General features: G+C 70.5%; 19 protein-coding genes. 11 read left to right on the top strand and 8 right to left on the bottom strand.

Translation table 11 applies throughout. From position 1 onward, the window contains the following. Both AC0T5L_RS25070 and AC0T5L_RS25065 read left to right on the top strand, forming a co-directional pair. Window positions 1–99 (top strand): transposase (locus AC0T5L_RS25070; protein WP_476167953.1); only part of this gene is annotated, 99 nt, incomplete at its 5' end. A gap of 200 nt (window positions 100–299) precedes the next feature. Continuing rightward, window positions 300–719, top strand: a complete 420-nt coding sequence (locus tag AC0T5L_RS25065) for a pyridoxamine 5'-phosphate oxidase family protein (RefSeq protein WP_476167951.1) — start codon at window positions 300–302, stop codon at window positions 717–719. Window positions 720–798: 79 nt separating this feature from the next. Here AC0T5L_RS25065 and AC0T5L_RS25060 read toward each other — a convergent pair whose 3' ends face one another. The 3 genes from AC0T5L_RS25060 to AC0T5L_RS25050 all read right to left on the bottom strand — a co-directional run bounded on the left by AC0T5L_RS25060 (window position 799) and on the right by AC0T5L_RS25050 (window position 3,881). Continuing rightward, the gene (locus tag AC0T5L_RS25060) at window positions 799–2,148 is read right to left on the bottom strand and encodes a PhoH family protein (RefSeq protein WP_476167950.1); all 1,350 of its coding nucleotides are present in this window, start codon (window positions 2,146–2,148) and stop codon (window positions 799–801) included. 267 nt (window positions 2,149–2,415) lie between these two features. Further along, the gene (locus tag AC0T5L_RS25055; RefSeq protein WP_476167949.1) at window positions 2,416–3,177 is read right to left on the bottom strand and encodes an isoprenyl transferase; all 762 of its coding nucleotides are present in this window, start codon (window positions 3,175–3,177) and stop codon (window positions 2,416–2,418) included. 92 nt (window positions 3,178–3,269) lie between these two features. Then, on the bottom strand, window positions 3,270–3,881 hold the full coding sequence (locus AC0T5L_RS25050; RefSeq protein ID WP_476167948.1) for an RNA polymerase sigma factor: 612 nt from the start codon (window positions 3,879–3,881) through the stop codon (window positions 3,270–3,272). A gap of 315 nt (window positions 3,882–4,196) precedes the next feature. On the opposite strand from AC0T5L_RS25050, the gene AC0T5L_RS25045 reads away from it, so the two are divergent. Next, window positions 4,197–5,564, top strand: a complete 1,368-nt coding sequence (locus tag AC0T5L_RS25045) for a serine/threonine-protein kinase (RefSeq protein WP_476167947.1) — start codon at window positions 4,197–4,199, stop codon at window positions 5,562–5,564. A 125-nt stretch (window positions 5,565–5,689) separates the two neighbouring features. Beyond that, the gene (locus AC0T5L_RS25040) at window positions 5,690–6,517 is read left to right on the top strand and encodes an alpha/beta fold hydrolase (RefSeq protein ID WP_476167946.1); all 828 of its coding nucleotides are present in this window, start codon (window positions 5,690–5,692) and stop codon (window positions 6,515–6,517) included. Here AC0T5L_RS25040 and meaB read toward each other — a convergent pair. Continuing rightward, window positions 6,514–7,470 (bottom strand): methylmalonyl Co-A mutase-associated GTPase MeaB, encoded by a 957-nt coding sequence (gene meaB, locus AC0T5L_RS25035; RefSeq protein ID WP_476167945.1) that lies wholly within the window; start codon window positions 7,468–7,470, stop codon window positions 6,514–6,516. The genes AC0T5L_RS25040 and meaB overlap by 4 nt on opposite strands. Window positions 7,471–7,737: 267 nt before the next feature. Then, complete coding sequence (locus AC0T5L_RS25030) at window positions 7,738–8,925, bottom strand: acetyl-CoA C-acetyltransferase (protein ID WP_476167944.1); 1,188 nt, start codon at window positions 8,923–8,925, stop codon at window positions 7,738–7,740. 86 nt (window positions 8,926–9,011) lie between these two features. On the opposite strand from AC0T5L_RS25030, the gene mce reads away from it, so the two are divergent. Further along, window positions 9,012–9,539: a methylmalonyl-CoA epimerase gene (gene mce, locus AC0T5L_RS25025; RefSeq protein WP_476167943.1), complete on the top strand. Its 528-nt coding sequence runs from the start codon at window positions 9,012–9,014 to the stop codon at window positions 9,537–9,539. Between the two features lie 438 nt (window positions 9,540–9,977). Continuing rightward, entirely contained in the window at window positions 9,978–11,267 is a 1,290-nt protein-coding gene (locus AC0T5L_RS25020) for a DivIVA domain-containing protein (protein WP_476167942.1), read from the top strand. A 126-nt stretch (window positions 11,268–11,393) separates the two neighbouring features. Here the strand turns inward: AC0T5L_RS25020 and AC0T5L_RS25015 are convergent, their stop codons facing one another. From AC0T5L_RS25015 to AC0T5L_RS25005, 3 genes are all read right to left on the bottom strand, one after another. Beyond that, complete coding sequence (locus tag AC0T5L_RS25015) at window positions 11,394–12,134, bottom strand: alpha/beta hydrolase (RefSeq protein WP_476167941.1); 741 nt, start codon at window positions 12,132–12,134, stop codon at window positions 11,394–11,396. A gap of 59 nt (window positions 12,135–12,193) precedes the next feature. Next, complete coding sequence (locus AC0T5L_RS25010; RefSeq protein WP_476167940.1) at window positions 12,194–12,511, bottom strand: ATP/GTP-binding protein; 318 nt, start codon at window positions 12,509–12,511, stop codon at window positions 12,194–12,196. A 194-nt stretch (window positions 12,512–12,705) separates the two neighbouring features. Continuing rightward, window positions 12,706–13,920, bottom strand: a complete 1,215-nt coding sequence (locus AC0T5L_RS25005) for a 3-hydroxyacyl-CoA dehydrogenase (protein WP_476167939.1) — start codon at window positions 13,918–13,920, stop codon at window positions 12,706–12,708. Between the two features lie 137 nt (window positions 13,921–14,057). On the opposite strand from AC0T5L_RS25005, the gene nucS reads away from it, so the two are divergent. The 5 genes from nucS (at window position 14,058) to AC0T5L_RS24980 (ending at window position 17,792) form a co-directional block, all read left to right on the top strand. Next, window positions 14,058–14,735: an endonuclease NucS gene (gene nucS / locus AC0T5L_RS25000; protein ID WP_476167938.1), complete on the top strand. Its 678-nt coding sequence runs from the start codon at window positions 14,058–14,060 to the stop codon at window positions 14,733–14,735. 123 nt (window positions 14,736–14,858) lie between these two features. After that, window positions 14,859–15,740, top strand: a complete 882-nt coding sequence (locus tag AC0T5L_RS24995) for an ABC transporter ATP-binding protein (protein WP_476167937.1) — start codon at window positions 14,859–14,861, stop codon at window positions 15,738–15,740. Further along, window positions 15,737–16,564 (top strand): ABC transporter permease, encoded by an 828-nt coding sequence (locus tag AC0T5L_RS24990; RefSeq protein WP_476167936.1) that lies wholly within the window; start codon window positions 15,737–15,739, stop codon window positions 16,562–16,564. The genes AC0T5L_RS24995 and AC0T5L_RS24990 overlap by 4 nt, the downstream gene beginning before the upstream one ends. Then, window positions 16,561–17,163: a sensor histidine kinase gene (locus AC0T5L_RS24985; RefSeq protein WP_476167935.1), complete on the top strand. Its 603-nt coding sequence runs from the start codon at window positions 16,561–16,563 to the stop codon at window positions 17,161–17,163. The genes AC0T5L_RS24990 and AC0T5L_RS24985 overlap by 4 nt, the downstream gene beginning before the upstream one ends. Next, window positions 17,160–17,792 carry a response regulator gene (locus AC0T5L_RS24980; RefSeq protein WP_476167934.1) on the top strand — a complete coding sequence of 211 codons (633 nt, stop codon included), beginning with the start codon at window positions 17,160–17,162 and terminating at the stop codon, window positions 17,790–17,792. Before AC0T5L_RS24985 ends, AC0T5L_RS24980 begins: the two co-directional genes overlap by 4 nt. Window positions 17,793–17,834 lie beyond the last annotated feature (42 nt).

The following is a 17,834-nucleotide window of genomic DNA, read 5'->3' as shown; positions in this document are numbered from 1 at the left end:
AAGCGGTTGTGGTCGGGGTCCTACTTCGCCGGATCGGTCGGGGGTGCTCCGATCAGCGTGCTGCGCCAGTACATCGAAGGGCAGCAGCGTCCGGCCTGACGGCCGGGCGGGGGGTCGGATCCGATTCACCTCCGGCCTGAAGGCCGGAGCACTCTCGGATAAGACCATAGCCGGGCTTGACCCCAACAGCGGTTGAGGACGCAGACTCTTCCTCATCACCGCACCACTGCCTTGGGGCGCCGGGGACCCGTGGAGGGTCCCCGGCGCCCCGGGCCGTCCGACCGACCAGCTGAGGGACCATGACCGAGCCGAGGACCGTTACACACGTACCCGTGCCAGCAGCGGTGGCCGACCGGCTGCGCACCGACCGGAACGTGTGGCTGTGCACCCTGCGCCACAACGGAACACCGCACGTCACACCCGTGTGGTTCGTCCACCTCCGCGACCGGTGGTGGATCAGTGTGGGGGCCGGGTCGGTCAAGGCCCGCAACGCGGCCGCCGACCCCCGGGTGTCCCTGGCGCTGGAGGACGGTGACGCGCCCGTGGTGGCCGAGGGCCGGACCAGGGTGCGCACGGCCGGCTTCCCCGAAGACGTGGTCGAGGCATTCCAGAGGCGATACGGCTACGACATCCGTACGCCGTTCCCGGGGAGCACCGACGGCCGCGCCCTGCTGGAGGTGTCGGTGACACGCTGGCTGCTGAGCGGCACCGCGCGGTGAGGAAGGCCCCGGAGCCCCCGTGTGGCGGAGGGCGACGGGCCCGCCCCGGAAAGCCGGGGCCGGCCCTCCGGCGCCCGGGTCAGTTCTCCAGCATCTCGGTGACCAGGGCCGCGATCGGCGACCGCTCGGACCGGGTCAGGGTGACGTGGGCGAACAGGGGGTGCCCCTTGAGCTTCTCGATCACCGCGACCACGCCGTCGTGGCGGCCCACGCGCAGGTTGTCGCGCTGGGCGATGTCATGGGTGAGCACCACCCGTGAGTTCTCGCCCAGACGGGACAGCACCGTGAGCAGCACGTTGCGTTCCAGGGACTGGGCCTCGTCCACGATCACGAACGCGTCGTGCAGCGAACGGCCCCGGATGTGCGTGAGCGGCAGGACCTCCAGCATCCCCCGGTCCACGATCTCCTCGATGACGTCCTCGCTGGTCACCGCGGACAGGGTGTCGTGCACCGCCTGACCCCAGGGGGTCATCTTGTCGTTCTCGGTCCCGGGCAGGTAGCCCAGCTCCTGACCGCCGACCGCGTACAGGGGCCGGAACACCATCACCTTGCGGTACTGGCGGCGCTCCAGGACGGCCTCCAAACCGGCGCACAGGGCCAGGGCCGACTTACCGGTGCCCGCGCGCCCGCCCAGGGACACGATGCCCAGCTCGGGGTCGGTGAGCAGGTCCAGGGCGATGCGCTGCTCGGCGCTGCGGCCGTGCAGGCCGAACACGTCCCGGTCGCCGCGCACCAGCTTCACCGACTTGTCGGGCTGGACGCGGCCCAGCGCCTTGCCGCGCTCGGACACCAGCACCAGTCCGGTGTGGCAGGGGAACTCGCGTGCCTCCTCGATGTCGCTCTCACCGCTCGAGAACAGCTCACCGATCTGGTGGGCGGGCACGTCCAGTTCGGTCATGCCCGTCCAGCCGTGCTCGATGGCCAGTTCGGCGCGGTACTCGTCGGCGGCCAGGCCGATCGAGGACGCCTTGATCCGCATCGGCAGGTCCTTGCTCACCAACACGACGTCCTCGCCCTCCTCCTGGAGGTTGCGGGCCACCGTAAGGATCCGGGTGTCGTTGTCGCCGAGCCGGAAACCCGCTGGCAGGATCTTCGGATCGCTGTGGTTGAGCTCCACACGCAGCGTTCCGCCCTGGTCGTTCACCGGAACCGAGACGTCCAGACGCCCGTGGGCGGCCCGGAGGTCGTCGAGGCGACGCAGCGCGTCACGTGCGAAGTACCCGATCTCCGGGTGGTGACGCTTGCTCTCCAGCTCGGTGATCACCACCACGGGGATGACGACATCGTGCTCGGCGAACCGGCTCATGGCCTGCGGGTCGGCGAGCAGGACGCTGGTGTCGAGCACGTGGACGCGCCCGCCCTCTCCACCCTCCGCGCGGGGGTCGACGGGGGACTGGGTGTCACGGTGATCGGTCGAGGAACTAGCCACTCGTTCTCCCCTTGGGCACCACTGGGGCACCCTACTGTCACGGGATCTTGGAGGACCGGGACCTGGCCCGCGAGGGCCGGGTCCGGCCCTCCTCGTTGACTTTCCGCGATGGCGGAGGAGATCAATGAGCCGGGGCCTCCCGAACGGACGGACGAACGCCATCCGCTGCTTTCGACGCTACGCGTCCACGCTCCCGTTTCCAAGGGACCCGTCCCTCCACGCGATGAACTCCGCGTTAAGGGGCCGGTCGCCGAGGGGACACGGGGGTCAGGACCCGTAGCGGCGGGTGCGCGCGCCGTAAGAGCGCAGTGCGCGCAGGAAGTCCACCCTGCGGAAGGCAGGCCAGAAGACCTCGCAGAAGTAGAACTCCGAATGCACGCTCTGCCACAGCATGAAACCGGACAGACGCTGTTCTCCCGACGTGCGGATGAGCAGGTCGGGGTCGGGCTGACCGCGCGTGTAGAGATGCCGTGCGATGTCCTCGATGTCCAGGCGCTCGGCCAGCTCCTGGATACCGGTGCCCTTGGCCGCCTCTTCGTGAAGGAGGGACCGAACCGCATCAGCGATCTCACGTCTACCTCCATACCCGACGGCGACGTTGACAACCAGGCCGGGGTTGCCGGATGTGGCCGCCTCCGCCTCCTTGAGCTCGCGGACGGTGGAGTCCGGCAGCACGTCGAGCGCTCCGACGGGGCGTGTGTTCCACCCCTCCTCGCACAGCCGGGCGATGGTCTGCTCGATGATGCGCACCAGCGGTCCCAGCTCGGACTCGTCGCGGGTGAGGTTGTCGGTGGACAGCATCCAGAGGGTGACCACCTGCACACCCACCTCGTCGCACCAGCGCAGCAGCTCGAAGATCTTGTCCGCGCCCGCCTGGTGGCCCTGCTCGGCTGCCTGGAGGCCGCTGCTCTTGGCCCAGCGCCGGTTGCCGTCCATGGCTACGCCGACGTGGCGGGGGATCTCCTGGCTGGTCAGCCTGCGTTCAAGACGCCGCTCATACAGCCAGTACAGGGGGTCACGAAGCCCCATTGGCGAAACCTCTCAGAGCTGGATCAGGGACAGCACACCGCTGGAAAGGATGTGCCGACGGGGATACCTCCAGCGTAGTTCGCCCACGGGGGTTACGTCACAGTCAGGGACTTGCGCACGTGCTTGCGCCCCTGGTGGATACGGGACTTGACGGTGCCCAGGGCCAGATTGAGCTCGGAGGCGATCTCGTTGTAGTCCATCTGGCACAGGTCTCGCAGGACCAGGGGGGCCACCAGGTTGGGGCGGTCCTTCTCCAGCTGGTCGAGGGCCTCCAGCAGGTCGATGCGGGAACCGGCGATGACGCTCGTGGTGCGGGGGTCGCGCTGGTGGGGCATGCGCTCGGCCTCGGTGGGGAACTCGGCCGAACGGCGCTTCATCGAGCGGTAGGTCTGCCGGGCGGAGTTGGACACCACCGTGTACAGCCAGGTCGTGAACAGGGAGTCGCCCTTGAAGCTGTCGATCTTGCGGGCCACGCGCAACAGCGCGTCCTGGCATGCCTCCTCGGCGTCCTGCCGGTAGGGCAGGAAGCGCGAGCACCGGCGCAGTACTTCGGGCTGGATCCGCCGAAGCAGGTCGTCCAGGGCCGTGGCGTCGCCCTCCTTGGCCCGGCGCGCGAGCTCCTCCAGCTCCTCGTCGACGTTGCTGGCCACCCGGCGCCGAGGCGTGGGGGTCTCCTCGTGGTCTGCGTGGTCACTACTGCGCATGGCTGGTCTCTCCCTGACTGACGGCAGACGTCCGACCGTCCGCTCCGGACGCGTGAGCGCCCGTCGATTTCGAGGGTCACACGTGTATGGGACGCCTACGGTTCCCGTCCGGCTCCGACCTCGCGAAGACTCACGTTTCCTCGCGACCATTCACATGGCGCGGAACCCGTCGGGTCGTCTCCAGTCTCCATGGCCCGGGGGCTCCGACGCCACCCAGAGGGTGGGGGCCATATCGCTGGGAGACAACGTGAAGGTACAGATGGTGTATTAGTGGGGCAACGACTGAGTATTCACCCCCGACAAGCCGAGGCGGAAATGAGCCAACCGGAGGCCTTCGGACGTTACCGCGTCATACGGCGCCTTGGGTCCGGCTCCTTTGCCACGGTCTGGTTGGCGCAGGACGATCTGCTCAACTATCCGGTGGCCATCAAGGTACTCGCCGAGAACTGGGCGCACCAGATGGACATCCAGTACCGCTTCCTGGAGGAGGCGCGCATCCTGCGCCAGACCGACTCCACGTGGCTGGTGGCGGTGCACGACGTGGACGTGCTGCCCGACGGGCGGCCCTACATGGTGATGACCTACGCCGACCAGGGGAGCGTCGCAGACCTCGTCCACCGAGGTCAACTGCCTTTGGACGAGGTGCTGCGGCTGCTGACCGAGATCGGCCAGGGCATCACCGTGCTGCACAACCACGGCACGATCCACCGCGACATCAAGCCGTCGAACGTGCTGCTTCAGTCGTCACCCGTGGGGCAGCGGGTACTGGTGGCGGATCTGGGGTTCGCCAAGTCGATCGACGAAGCCTCGGGGTTCACCGCGGCGGCCGGGACACCCGGATACATGTCCCCGGAACAGAGCACCCCCGGCGGTGACCTGGACGTCCGCTCCGATGTGTATTCGCTGGGCGCGGTCGCCTACGAGCTCATCACCGGCCGTCCGCCGTCGCGCCCGCCGGTGAAGACGCCGCCTGGCCGGATCCGGCCAGGTCTGCCCCCAGCGCTCGATGAGCTCATTCTGTCGGCACTTTCGGTGGACCGAGAAAGCCGTCCAGCGGACGCCAAAACCTTTACCGACCGGGTCAGAACCATTCGCATGGCTCCCGACCTGCCCAAGGTGGTGCCGTGGTGGCAGCGGTACCGAATGCCGTGGCAGCGGACCGCGGCACTGCTGGTCGTCCTCGCCGTGCTTGCGGCCACCGTCACGGCCTCCGTCGGCAGGCCGGACCTGTCCCTGACCACGGTGCGCTACGCCACCCAGCAGATCCACGTGCGTGTGCCGTCAGTGTGGGCCCGAGAGTTCCACGTCGGCCGGGAGGCACGCCCAGCGGCCGCCGAGGCCGTGACCAGCCCCGGGCTGCTGGTGACGACCGACGCCGACGGGTGGTACTCCACCGACGCGCCGTCCTACGGGGTGTACGCGTCGGTGGTGCCCGGTGGACACGACCTGGACGGGGTCGCGGGCACCGATCCGTGCGGAAGCGCCCCGAGGGAGCGGGAGCTGGACACCGATGCCTGGGCGGGCACGGTGTGGGACTGGCCCGAGTGCGACGGCAACGGCTCGTTCAGCAGCGCCGCCGTGCGCCGGCCGGGCATGTCCGAGACCGTGTACCTGGAGGTCCGCCAGCCGGGGTACCGCCCCGACCTGGTGAACGAGATCATCGACGGCACGTACCTGGGCTGAGTGCGCCTCACGACCGCCGCCTCGACTTTTTCTCGGCGGGGCCGATGAGTTCGCGCCCTCGCCGAGGTCTGTTCCCGGTGACGCCCCCCGTCCGACGGGGGCACGCACGAGAGGGAGCGGCGGCCATGGCGAGCACGCACACGCTGGAGACACCCGACGGAACCCTGTACTACGAGGTGCGCGGCCGGGGGCCCGTCCTCGTACTCGCGGGCGCGCCCATGGGCGCGGAGGAGTTCGGCCCCGTGGCCGATCTGCTGGCGCGGGACCGCACCGTCCTCACCCACGATCCCCGGGGCATCTCCCGCAGCACTCTGAACGACCCGGAGCGGGACTCCACGCCCGGGCTGCGCGCCGACGACGTCGTCGCCCTCCTGGACGCCCTCGGCACGCGATCGGCCGACGTGCTGGGGACCAGCGGCGGCGCGGTGACCGCGCTGGCACTGGCCGAGCGGCACCCCGGCCGGGTCCGCACCGCCGTCGCGCACGAGCCGCCCCTGACGGAGCTGCTTCCCGACGCCGCCGAGCAGCGCGCGGCGATGGAGGACCTCATCGCGACTTACCACCGGGACGGCGTGTCCGCGGCCTGGGCCGAGTTCATGGCCAACGCCGGGTTCCCGGCGGAGGAGGGCGGCGGCGCTCCGGCCGAGGAGCCCTCAGAGCGGATGCTCGCCGACAGCACCCGCTTCTTCGCCCACGAACTGCGGCACACCACCGGGTACGTGCCCGATACCGGCGCCCTCAGGGCAGGGCCCGTCCGCGTCGTCGTCGGACTCGGCGCCGACTCAGGTCCCCTGCTGACCTCCCGAACCTGTAAGGCGCTGGCCGACCGGCTCAGCACCGTACCGGTCGTCTTCCCCGGCGGGCACGGCGGCTTCGCCGAGGCTCCCGAGGACTTCGCCGCCGTGCTGCGCGAGGTCCTGGAGTCCGAGGACGTGTTCCACGGACCGCGCTAGCGCAGGTTGGCGCCCAACTCCTTGGCCAGCACGTCCGCGGCCGAGTACGGGTCCTGTCGCCCGTCCGCTACCTCCTGGGCCAACGCGTCCAGACCGGCGTCGTCGCCCACCACGCCCATGCGCGAGCGCATCAGGTCCAGCACGATCGCCTGTACCTCGTGTCCGGCGCGGACCCGGCGGCGCGCGGCCAGGTCTCCGCTGGCCTCCAGATGGGCGAAGTGCTGGTCCATCCGCTCCCACAGCTCGTCGACGCCCTCGTCCCTGGAGGCGACGGTCATGACGATCGGCGGCTTCCACTCCTCGTCGGTGCGGTCCTTCATGGCGATCATCTGGCGCAGTTCGCGCAGTGTGGACCTGGCACCGTCCCGGTCTGCCTTGTTGATCGCGAAGACGTCGGCGACCTCCAGCACGCCCGCCTTGGCGGCCTGCACGGAGTCGCCCATCCCCGGGGCGCAGAGCACCACGGTCGTGTCGGCCTGCCCGGCGATCTCCACCTCGGCCTGCCCCACACCCACGGTCTCCACCAGGATCACGTCGAACCCGGCCGCGTCCAGCACCCGCAGCGCGTGCGGCGTGGCCCAGGACAGCCCGCCCAGGTGGCCCCGGTTGGCCATGGAGCGGATGAACACCCCCGGGTCGGTGGCGTGCTCCTGCATCCGCACGCGGTCGCCCAGCAGAGCGCCACCGGTGAACGGGGACGAGGGGTCCACGGCCAGCACGGCCACGGTCATCCCCTTCGCCCTGGCGGCGCGTACGACGGCGTTGGTGGTGGTGGACTTGCCCACCCCCGGGGAGCCGGTGAAGCCCACCACCCGGGCGCGACCGGTGTGCGGGGCCAGGCCCGCCATGATCTCGCGCAGCTCCTCGGACCCGTTCTCGACCAGGGTGATCGCGCGGGCCAGCGCCCGGCGGTCGCCCCCTTGGACCCGTTCGACCAGCTGGGGGGTGTGCATGGGACTCCTTGGTGTCAACGAAGCAGGACGGGGCGAGGGCTCGTGGCCCCCGCCCCGCGACTGTCAGGTGCGTCGTGCCTCCCGGGGCTTTCCCAGGTTGCACAGTGTCTTCGGGTCGGGTTCACCCGCACGGGTGCGCCACGCGAACGGCCGGGGGTCTCCCGGTGCCCACGGCGCAGAGCCGTCAGGTAGCGGCCGCCGCCTGCCGGGAACCGGCTCGGCCCGGGCGGCCGCGGGCGTCCGGGGCGTGGCCCCGAAGGTGCCGGACTACTCCTCGGGAACCGTGAACAGCAGGGCGTCGCCCTGGCCTCCGCCGCCGCACAGGGCGGCCGCGCCGAACCCGCCGCCGCGGCGGCGCAGCTCGTGGACCAGGTGCAGGGCGATCCGGGCACCGGAGGCGCCGATCGGGTGGCCGATCGCGATGGCGCCGCCGTCGACGTTGACGATGTCCTCCGAGATGCCCAGGTCCCGGGTGGACTGGATCCCCACCGAAGCGAAGGCCTCGTTGATCTCGACCAGGTCCAGGTCCTCCACCGACCTCCCCGCCTTGTCCAGCGCGTGGTTGATGGCGTTGGAGGGCTGGGAGTGCAGCGAGTTGTCCGGGCCGGCGACGTTGCCGTGCGTGCCGATCTCAGCGAGGACCGGGGCGCCGAGCTCCTCGGCCTTGGCGCGGCTCATCACGACCACGGCGGCGGCGCCGTCGGAGATCTGGGAGGAGGACCCGGCGGTGATCGTGCCCTCGCTGTCGAAGGCCGGACGGAGTCTGCCCAGGCTCTCCGCGGTGGTGTCGGGCCGGACGCCCTCGTCCGCGGAGAAGACGACCGGGTCGCCCTTGCGCTGCGGGATCTCCACGGGGACGATCTCGGCGTCGAAGCGCCCGGCGGACGCGGCGGCGGCCGCGCGCTGGTGGGAGCGGGCCGCGAAGGCGTCCTGCTCCTCGCGTCCGAGGCCCAGCTTGCCGTTGTGGCGCTCGGTGGAGGCACCCATGGAGTCGCCCTCGAAGGCGTCGGTCAGGCCGTCGTGCGCGGTCGCGTCCAGGACCTCGATCGATCCGTACTTGTAGCCCTTGCGCGACTTCGGCAGCAGGTGCGGCGCGTTGGTCATGGACTCCATACCCCCGGCCACCACCACGTCGAACTCGCCCGCGCTGATGAGCTGGTCCGCCAGAGCGATGGCGTCCAGGCCCGACAGGCAGACCTTGTTGACCGTTACCGAGGGCACGCTCATGGGAATACCCGCCTTGACGGCGGCCTGGCGGGACGGGATCTGTCCGGCGCCCGCCTGGAGCACCTGTCCCATGACCACGTATCCGACCTGTTCGCCGCTGATACCGGCGCGCTCCAGCGCGGCCTTGATCGCGAAGCCACCGAGGTCGGCGGCGGAGAACCCGGCGAGGGAGCCGAGGAGTCTGCCGGTGGGGGTCCGAGCCCCACCGACGATGACGGAACCGGGCATCGTAACTGGCCTCCAAGTGATGGGTGACGCACCTGGTCTGCAACGATACCTACACCGCCGTCAGCGACCCCCGGGAGGTTCACCTCATGAGTGACGCACCGCACTCGGCCAGCGAGTTCTCCGCCTCACCCGCCCCAACCGACTCGTCGTCCCCATCCGGCCAGCCTGGTTCCTCCGTACCGTTCTCGGGGCTGACCCGGCTCGACCACGTGGGGATCGCCTGCCGCGACCTCGACGCCTCGATCGCGTTCTACCGGTCCACGTACGGGTTCGAGGTGGACCACGAGGAGGTGAACGAGAAGCAGGGCGTGCGCGAGGCCATGCTCCGGATCAACGGCACCGACGACGGCGGCGCCACGTACCTGCAACTGCTGGAGCCGGTCCGGGAGGACTCCCCCGTGGCGAAGTTCCTGGAGCGCAACGGCGAGGGCGTGCACCACATCGCCTTCGGGACCGCGGACGTGGCCGGCAGCGCGGCGGGGATCGGTGAGCGCGACGTACGTGTCCTGGACGCCGAACCCCGCGACGGGACCGCCGGATCGAAGATCGTCTTTCTGCACCCCAAGGACTGTGGGGGCGTTCTCACAGAACTGGTCCAGAGCGCGCATCAATAACGGGATACCTGCTCTGAGCAGGGAAATTCTCCTATGAAGGCACCGGGGGCACGTCACGGGGGCGTTCCGGACACATCACAGGTTGAGCGTCATGTGCGTGGTCGGGCGCAGAGGCCACCGGAAGTTACCCGAAACCCTCTTCCCAGGGGTTCTGCGCTTGATAAAGTCGGCTAGCTGCCGGATTCACCGTTCCGGCTCTGGTCCATGTCTTGCAGTCCGGTAGTCGAGCCGGGTCGGCCGTGCCGCCGTGTCAGATGACAGGGCGCACGCGGACGGCGTCGGATGCGGTCAGGGGCGCACGAGCCCGCCGCATCGACCCCCATCCCTCCGGTTCGCCGTCCCGGACCCGCCCGTCCCCCGGGGACAGCGCAGCCGCCCTCCTCGCCGTCCCCGGCCGTTTGCAAGTAGCCGTCTCGCACCCGTTCAGGATTCCGCCACATGCCGTCAAACAACATTGACACCCAACTCAACAACATTTTCGACGAGGACAACACCCCACCCGAATTCGACGTGGTGCTGCGTGGCTTTGACCGCAACCAGGTGCTGGACCACCTGGAAGGCCTGCGCAACGACCTGAAGCAGAACACCAAGCAGGTCGAGAAGTTCAAGACCGAGCTGGCCGCCAAGACCCGGCAGCTCCAGGAGCGTGAGCGCCCCTCCTACTCCGGCCTGGGCTCGCGTATCGAGGAGCTGCTGCGCCTGGCCGAGGAGCAGGCCAACGAGCTGGTCCAGAGCGCGCAGATCGACGCCAACGACATACGCTCCGCCGCCCAGATCGAGGCCGCCGAGATGCGCGCGGCCGCCGAGTCCGAGGCCACCGAGGTCCGCACCCTCGCCCAGCGCGAGGCCGATGAGACCCGCCAGGCCGCCGACTCCGAGGCGGAGGAGATCACCACCACCGCCCGCCGCGAGGCCGACGAGCTGACCTCCACCACCGAGCGCGAGGTGCAGAAGAAGCGTTCGGCGGTCGACCACGAGATCGCCGAGAAGCGCGCCACCTTCGAGGGCGAGATCGCCAAGCTGCGCACCACCACCGAGCGCGAGTGCGCCCAGGCCCGCGCAGCCGCCAAGCGCGAGCGCGACGAGACCATCCAGGCCGCCAAGAGCCAGGCCGAGGAACTGCGCAAGAACGCCGAGCGCGCCTACGCCGAGTCCGAGGCCCGCCGTACCGAGGCCGAGGACCAGTTCGAGCTCCAGCTGGCCGACCGCCGCGCCGAGGCGGAGCGTCAGGACGCCGAGCGCCTCGCCGCTGCCCAGGCCGCCACGCAGAAGATGGTCAACGAGGCCGAGGAGCGCGCCGCCAGCGCCGAGCAGCGCGCCACCAAGGCGAGCCAGCAGGCCGAGCAGACCCGCCGCGACGCCGAGAACCACGCCAAGCAGCTGGTCGGCAACGCCAAGAAGAACGCCTCCCAGATCGAGACCGAGGCCAAGTCCAAGGTCGAGCACCAGCTCAGCGACGCCAAGGCCGAGGCCAACCGGATCATGACGGTCGCCACCAAGGAGGTCGACGAGCTCAACCGCCAGCGCGACAGCATCCAGTCGCACCTTCAGCAGCTGCGCCAGCTGCTCGGTGGCGGCGACGGTGGCGCCGCTCCGGCGGCTCCCGCCGCCCCGTCGGCCCCGGCCCCGGCCGCGATCCCGCAGGACTCCGCTCCGGAGGCCGAAGAGGCCAAGCAGCCCGCGCACTCCGGCAAGGGCGCCGACGACGAGGACTGGTGGCAGGAGTAGCGTTCCGGCCCCTTCGGGGCTGAGACGCGCTCACGCACGAGGGCCCGCCCTCCCCGTTGTTCCGGGAGAGGGCGGGCCCTTCGCCGTGCCGGGCCGACGCGACCCGGCGATACCGGCCCGTCCGGGTCACCTGAGGGTCTGCGTGTCCCTCTCGTACGGGCCGTCCCACTCCACGGGCAGCGGGTAGGCCTCAGGGTTGACCCTTTTGACGATCTCGTCCAGAACCCGGCGCACGTAGGGCTCGCCCACCCACAGGTGCTTGGCGCCCTCCACCCCGATGACCTCGCACTGGGTGAGCGGGCTGAACCGCTCCTTGGCCTCGTCGGGGCGCAGGTAGTCGTCGTGCTCGGGTACCAGGGCGATCACCGGCTTGCCCGAGTCGGCCCACACCGCCATGTCGGACTCATCGGCGCGGTGCAACGGGGGCGACAGCAGCAGAGCGCCCCTGACCTGCGGATCGGCACCCCATTTGAGAGCCAGTTCGGTACCGAAGGACCAGCCCACCAGCCAGGGTTCGGGCAGGCCCTCGAACTCGGTGAACTCGATGGCGGCGAGCACGTCGTGCTTCTCGGCCTCGCCCTCGCCGAACTCACCCTGGCTGGTCCCGTGCCGTGAGCTGGTGCCGCGGGTGTTGAACCTCAGCACCGCGACGTCGGCCAGCGCGGGCAGCCGGAACGAGGCCTTGCGCAGGATGTGGCTGTCCATCATGCCCTCGGCGGTGGGCAGCGGGTGCAGGCACACCAGAGTGGCCTTGGGCTCGCGGCCCTCGGGCAGGGCCAGCTCGCCGACCAGTTCCAGGCCGTCGGCGGTGTGCAGGGTGATGGGTCGTCTCACGGCGGGCAGCACCGTGGTGGCTCGGATCTCCATGGCTCCTCGTGTCCGGGTTCGGTTGCCGTGAAGCAGGGCGTGTTCAGCGGTCAGTACACCTAGCGCACGCCGCGGAGGCGCCGGTTCCAGCAGGAGGAGTGCCAGTGGCGCCGGTCGCCGCCGTCACCGTAGGGGCGCCAGGCCACGACGTGGGCCATACCCACGGGGATCTCCTGGACACAGCCGGGGCAGCGGTAGACCTTGGTGGCCGCGGCACCGGGGACACGGCGGGTCACCCACTCCCCGTCAGGACCTGTCTCACGGCGCTGTCCTCCGGTGATGCGCAGCATGAGGGCGTCCTCGTCGTCAGGGGCGCGACGGGGTGCGTTACGGCCCCGGCCGAACTTGCGGCGGGGGGAATTACGGCGCGGGCTCACACCGTCCAGGGTAAAAGAAGCCGGACAGTGGCCGCCGCCACACACGTGGCGGCGGCCAGGACACCAGGTCGTGTTTTTTGCATCATTTCGGTCCCGCCCGTCTCCCCCCACCACCCTCAGGGGAGAGCCTGCGGCCCGGTCTCCCTCGTCCGCCGGGCCGCTCACTGATCCGAAGGCCTTCTGAAAAACACTCCCTAGCTGTGGCAGGCGCAGCCGCCGCCGTGTCCTCCGCCCTCCTCGGTGTCGGGCAGCTGGTCCATCAGCAGCGGCGCGGGCACCGTGATGCTGGTCAGGCTGTACTCGCCCATCGCGACCAGGGTGGTGACCACGGACTCGGCGCCGCGCTCCTCCAGAAGCTCGGTCGGACCCTTGGGGTAGCCGCACCCGAACCGCATGGCGGTGTCGACGTCCTTCGCCGAGGCGTAGCCGTCGCCGATCATGCGCATGGCGTCGTCGATCTGCGGAGCGATGAGGATCTCGCCCAGGTCCAGGATCTCCTCCTCGCGGACCATCTCCGCGTAGCGGCCCGTGGGACGGGGCTCGGGCTCCTCGTCGGTGCCCGCGTAGAAGCCCTGGCCGGACTTGCGGCCCAGGCGGCCCGCGGCGACCATACGGCGCACCAGCGGTGAGGCGGCGTAGCGCGGATCGCGGTACTCCTCCCACAGCACGTCCATGACGGCCAGGCAGACGTCCAGGCCGACCAGGTCGGCGAGGGCCAGCGGTCCCATGGGCAGGCCGGCGGCCTTCTGGACGGCGGAGTCGATCTCCTCGCGAGTGGCGATCTTGCGCTCGTAGAGGCGGACGGCGTCGTTGATGTAGGGGACCAACAGGGCGTTGGCCACGAACCCGGCGCGGTCACCGACCGCCACCGGGGTCTTGCCGATGCGCTTGGCGACCTCCGAGACCAGGTCGACGGTCTCGCCGCTGGTGGAAACCGTGGTGATGACCTCAACCAGCTTCATGACCGGAGCCGGGTTGAAGAAGTGCAGACCCACGACCTTGTCCGGACGGCCGGTGAGCGCAGCGATCTCGGTGACCGACAACGACGACGTGTTGGTGGCCAGGATCGTGCCGGGCGGGCAGATCCGGTCCAGATCGTTGAAAACGTCCCTTTTGATGTCCATCCGCTCGGGGACGGCCTCCACGACGAAGTCCGCGTCGGCGAGGTCCTCGCGCGAGATGGTGAACGTCAGCCGGGCGTCGATCCCGGAGCGTTCCTCCTCGGTGAGTTTGCCCTTGCTGACCGCACGCGAGAGGGACTTGTCCACGTGGGCACGGCCGCGGTCGATGGCGGCCTGGTCGATCTCGACCCCGGTGACGTTGAACCCCGCACGTGCGAACACCTCAGCGATGCCCGCTCCCATCGCGCCGAGTCCGACGACACCGACCTTGTCAAATTCCTGCACCATATGCCCAGAGTACGGGCCCCGTGTCCCGACCAGCGCACGGGCCGCCTTCGCGGGGCGGCTTGTCATCGCTCATCTGGTGCACGGCGGTTATACGACCGATCCCCGCCCGCCGCACGGAGGCGGTAACGTTGCCTCCCGTGCGTCTCGTCATCGCTCGGTGCAGCGTCGACTACGTCGGCCGACTCACCGCCCACCTGCCCATGGCTCCCCGCCTGATCCTGATCAAGGCCGACGGGAGTGTGTCCATCCACGCCGACGACCGGGCGTTCAAACCGCTGAACTGGATGAGCCCGCCCTGCAAGCTGCGCGAGGAGACCGTCGCCGACGGCCCGGACGTGTGGACGGTCACGCACAGCAAGTCCGGTGAGAAGCTGGTGCTGACCGTCGAAGAGATCACGCACGACTCCTCGCACGAGTTGGGCAAGGATCCCGGCCTACAGAAGGACGGCGTCGAGTCCCACCTCCAGGAGCTCCTGGCCGAGCACATCACCACCCTCGGCGAGGGTTACACGCTCGTCCGGCGTGAGTACCCCACGGCGATCGGCCCGGTCGACATCCTGTGCCGGGACGGGGAGAACGCCACCGTGGCCGTGGAACTCAAGCGGCGCGGGGACATCGACGGCGTCGAACAGCTCACCCGCTACCTGGAACTGCTCAACCGGGACCCGCAGCTGGCCCCGGTGCGCGGAGTGTTCGCCGCCCAGGAGATCAAGCCGCAGGCCCGCGTCCTCGCCGAGGACCGCGGGATCTCCTGCGTGGTGCTGGACTACGACGAGCTGCGCGGCATCGAACCGGACGTCCTGCGCCTGTTCTGACCCGGCGCGGTGGCACCCGCCGCGTGGTGGCAGCCGTACGGGGCGGTGTCCTCCGACCGGAGGACACAAGTGCGCCCCGGCGGCCGATATCCGGGCCGGCGCCGCTCCGGAAGAGTCGGTGCCATGAGCGAGACAGCGATCGAGGTACGTGGCCTCCGCAAGAAGTATCGCGACGACGAGGCCGTCGCCGGTGTCGACCTGACCGTCCCGCGCGGCGAGGTCTTCTCCTTCCTCGGCCCCAACGGGGCGGGCAAGTCCACTACCGTCGAGATCCTTGAGGGCTTCCGCCGCCGAGACGGCGGCACCGCACGGGTACTGGGCCAGGACCCCGGCACGGCCGGGCGCCGGTGGCGTGCGCGCATCGGCGTGGTCTGGCAGCGCGAGACCCTGGTCCCGCAGCTGACCGTGCGTGCGGTGGTCCGCCACTTCGCGGGCTACTACCCCGATCCCCGCGATCCCGACGCGACGGTCGAACTGGTCGGCCTCGGCGAGAGGGCCGGGGCCCGGGTCACCTCCCTGTCCGGCGGACAGCGGCGTCGGCTGGACGTGGCGCTCGGTATCGTCGGCGGACCCGAACTGCTGTTCCTGGACGAGCCCACCACCGGGTTCGATCCCCGAGCCCGGCGCGACTTCTGGTCGCTGATCGGTGGCCTGGCCCAGGGCGGCACCACCGTCGTGCTGACCACGCACTACCTGGAGGAGGCCGAAGCCCTCGCCGACCGCGTGTGCGTGATCGCGCGCGGCAGGGTCCGCGCCGAGGGCGCCCCCGCCACCCTGGGCGGGCGGGCCACGGCCCAGGCCACCGTCAGCTGGACGGACGGCGGGCGGCGCCGCGAGACCAGGACCGCGGAGCCCACCCGGGTGGTGGGCGAACTGGCCACCCTGTTCTCCGGCGAGGTCCCCGGGCTGAGTGTGCACCGCCCCACGCTGGAGGATGCCTACCTGGACCTGATCGGCGACGGCGCACGGGACGCCCGTGCCGAGAGGGAGTCGGTCTCCGTATGAGCACCCGTACCGAGCACGCTCCCGCTCCCCTTCCCGGTGTTCTGCGCGTCGGACTCTCCCGGGGCTGGCTGGAGGTCCGCGAGTTCGCCAACGAGTGGGAGAGCGTGATCTTCACCTTCTCCCTTCCCGCGCTGATCCTGGCCATGTTCTCGTTGATCTTCGACGGCATGTTCGACATGGGTATGCCCGCCGTGGACTACTACCTTCCCGGCCTGATCGCCATGGGCCTGATGTCGGTCAGCTTCCAGACCCTGGGCCTGGCCATCGCCAACGAACGCGACACCGGCGGCCTGCGCCGCCTGCGCGGCACCCCCATGCCGCCGACCGCCTACTTCGTCGGCAAGACCGTGCTGATCCTGTTCCTCGCCCTGGGACAGGTGGTCCTGCTCCTGGCGGTGGGCGGTCTCGTCTTCGGTGCGCGGCTGCCACAGGACCCGGCTGCCTGGGTGACGCTGGCGTGGGTGTTCACGCTCGGCACCGTCTCCTGCTCCCTGCTGGGCATCGCGGCCAGCTCCCTGGCCCGCAACGCCCGGTCCGCCTCCGGAGTCGTGGTCCTGCCGTTCCTGGTCCTGCAATTCGTCTCGGGGATCTTCGTGCCCGTCATCGCCCTGCCCGAGTGGGTGCTCAACGCCGCGTCGCTCTTCCCGCTGCTGTGGATGGCGCAGGGTCTGCGCGCCGCGTCCTTCCCAGCCGAGATGGCCGCCCTCGAACCCGGCGGCTCCTGGGAGCTGCCCTCGGTGGCCCTGGCACTCGGCACGTGGTGTGTGGTGGGCTTGGCGGTGGTGTTGCTGACGTTCCGGTGGAAGACGCGGAAGGACGGGTGATCGCCCTCGCCCAGGCGGTGGAGTCGGAGATGGAATCCGACCCCGCCCTGGTTCGCCGCCACCTCGCCCTGATGCGCGAGACCGCCGCGGAGAACCTCGCCGAGGCACGGGCCATGGTCGCCGCCCGCCAGCCGGTGAACCTGGACCACGGATCCCTCGAAGCCGCCCTGGAACGGGTCTCGGCGCGGCTGGGCGACGAGCTCGGCATCTCGGTGGACACCTCCGTGCGGGGCGTTCCGGTTTCCCTTCCCAACGACCTCCAGGTTTGTCTGCTACGCACCGCCCAGGAGGCGCTGGCCAACGTCCGCAGACACGCCCGGGCCACGCACGCGCATGTGTCCCTGGAGTATCCGCCGACGACGGGCGGCGCCTCGGGGACGGTGGAGCTGACCGTCTCCGACGACGGGACCGGTTTCCGTCCCGACGAGGCCGTCGGCGGACACGGGCTGGCGAACATGCGGCACAGGGCGGACGACGCCGGTGGCGCCCTGGCGGTCGACAGCGCCCCCGGGCACGGCACCACCGTGCGGATATCGCTGCCCCTGCCCACGGCCCCGGACGGCGGCCAGCGCGAGAGCGATGAGGAGTACGCACCGTGATCCGTGTCCTGCTGGTCGACGACCACCCGGTGGTCCGCGAGGGCATCCGCGGCATGCTCAGCGCCGAGGAGGACCTCGTCATCGCCGGTGACGCCGCCTCCGGTCCCGAGGCGGTCGCCCTGGTGGCCGCACTGGAACCGGACGTGGTGCTCATGGACCTGCGCATGCCCGGCGGCGACGGGGTGGAGGCCACCGAGCGCGTCCACGCCGAACGCCCCGGAGTGCACGTCCTGGTACTCACGACCTACGACACCGACACCGACATCCTGCGCGCCGTGGAAGCGGGCGCCACCGGCTACCTGCTCAAGGACACCCCGCGCGCGCAGCTGGCCGAGGCCGTGCGCACCGCCGCACGAGGCGAGACCGTCCTCACCGGGCGGCTGGCGGGCAAGCTGGTCACCGGGATGCGCCAGCGCGCCGAGCCCGCCACCGCCCTGTCCCCGCGGGAGGCGGAGGTCCTGCGCCTGGCCGCTGAGGGGCGTACCAACGCGGCGATCGGCCGCGCACTGCACATCAGCGCGACCACGGTGAAGACCCATCTGATGCGGGCCTACGACAAACTGGGGGTGAGTGACCGGACCGCCGCGGTGTCCCAGGCGATCCGCCGCGGCCTGCTTCCGGAGGCCTGACGCGGAGGGCTCGCGCAGGGGCTGGCGCTGCCGTCGGCAGGC

This window comes from Nocardiopsis sp. TRM 82005 (assembly GCF_056312425.1).
The sequence above is the reverse complement of the archived record's forward strand: the minus strand, read 5'-3'. Positions and strand labels throughout refer to the sequence as shown.

Bases quoted from the DNA above. Each gene is read 5' to 3' on its own strand.
- AC0T5L_RS25065 (WP_476167951.1), top strand. From the start codon at position 300: ATGACCGAGCCGAGGACCGTTACACACGTACCCGTGCCAGCAGCGGTG.
- AC0T5L_RS25055 (WP_476167949.1), bottom strand. From the start codon at position 3,177: ATGGGGCTTCGTGACCCCCTGTACTGGCTGTATGAGCGGCGTCTTGAA.
- AC0T5L_RS25050 (WP_476167948.1), bottom strand. From the start codon at position 3,881: ATGCGCAGTAGTGACCACGCAGACCACGAGGAGACCCCCACGCCTCGG.
- AC0T5L_RS25045 (WP_476167947.1), top strand. From the start codon at position 4,197: ATGAGCCAACCGGAGGCCTTCGGACGTTACCGCGTCATACGGCGCCTT.
- AC0T5L_RS25040 (WP_476167946.1), top strand. From the start codon at position 5,690: ATGGCGAGCACGCACACGCTGGAGACACCCGACGGAACCCTGTACTAC.
- meaB (WP_476167945.1), bottom strand. From the start codon at position 7,470: ATGCACACCCCCCAGCTGGTCGAACGGGTCCAAGGGGGCGACCGCCGG.
- AC0T5L_RS25030 (WP_476167944.1), bottom strand. From the start codon at position 8,925: ATGCCCGGTTCCGTCATCGTCGGTGGGGCTCGGACCCCCACCGGCAGA.
- mce (WP_476167943.1), top strand. From the start codon at position 9,012: ATGAGTGACGCACCGCACTCGGCCAGCGAGTTCTCCGCCTCACCCGCC.
- AC0T5L_RS25020 (WP_476167942.1), top strand. From the start codon at position 9,978: ATGCCGTCAAACAACATTGACACCCAACTCAACAACATTTTCGACGAG.
- AC0T5L_RS25015 (WP_476167941.1), bottom strand. From the start codon at position 12,134: ATGGAGATCCGAGCCACCACGGTGCTGCCCGCCGTGAGACGACCCATC.
- AC0T5L_RS25005 (WP_476167939.1), bottom strand. From the start codon at position 13,920: ATGGTGCAGGAATTTGACAAGGTCGGTGTCGTCGGACTCGGCGCGATG.
- AC0T5L_RS24995 (WP_476167937.1), top strand. From the start codon at position 14,859: ATGAGCGAGACAGCGATCGAGGTACGTGGCCTCCGCAAGAAGTATCGC.
- AC0T5L_RS24990 (WP_476167936.1), top strand. From the start codon at position 15,737: ATGAGCACCCGTACCGAGCACGCTCCCGCTCCCCTTCCCGGTGTTCTG.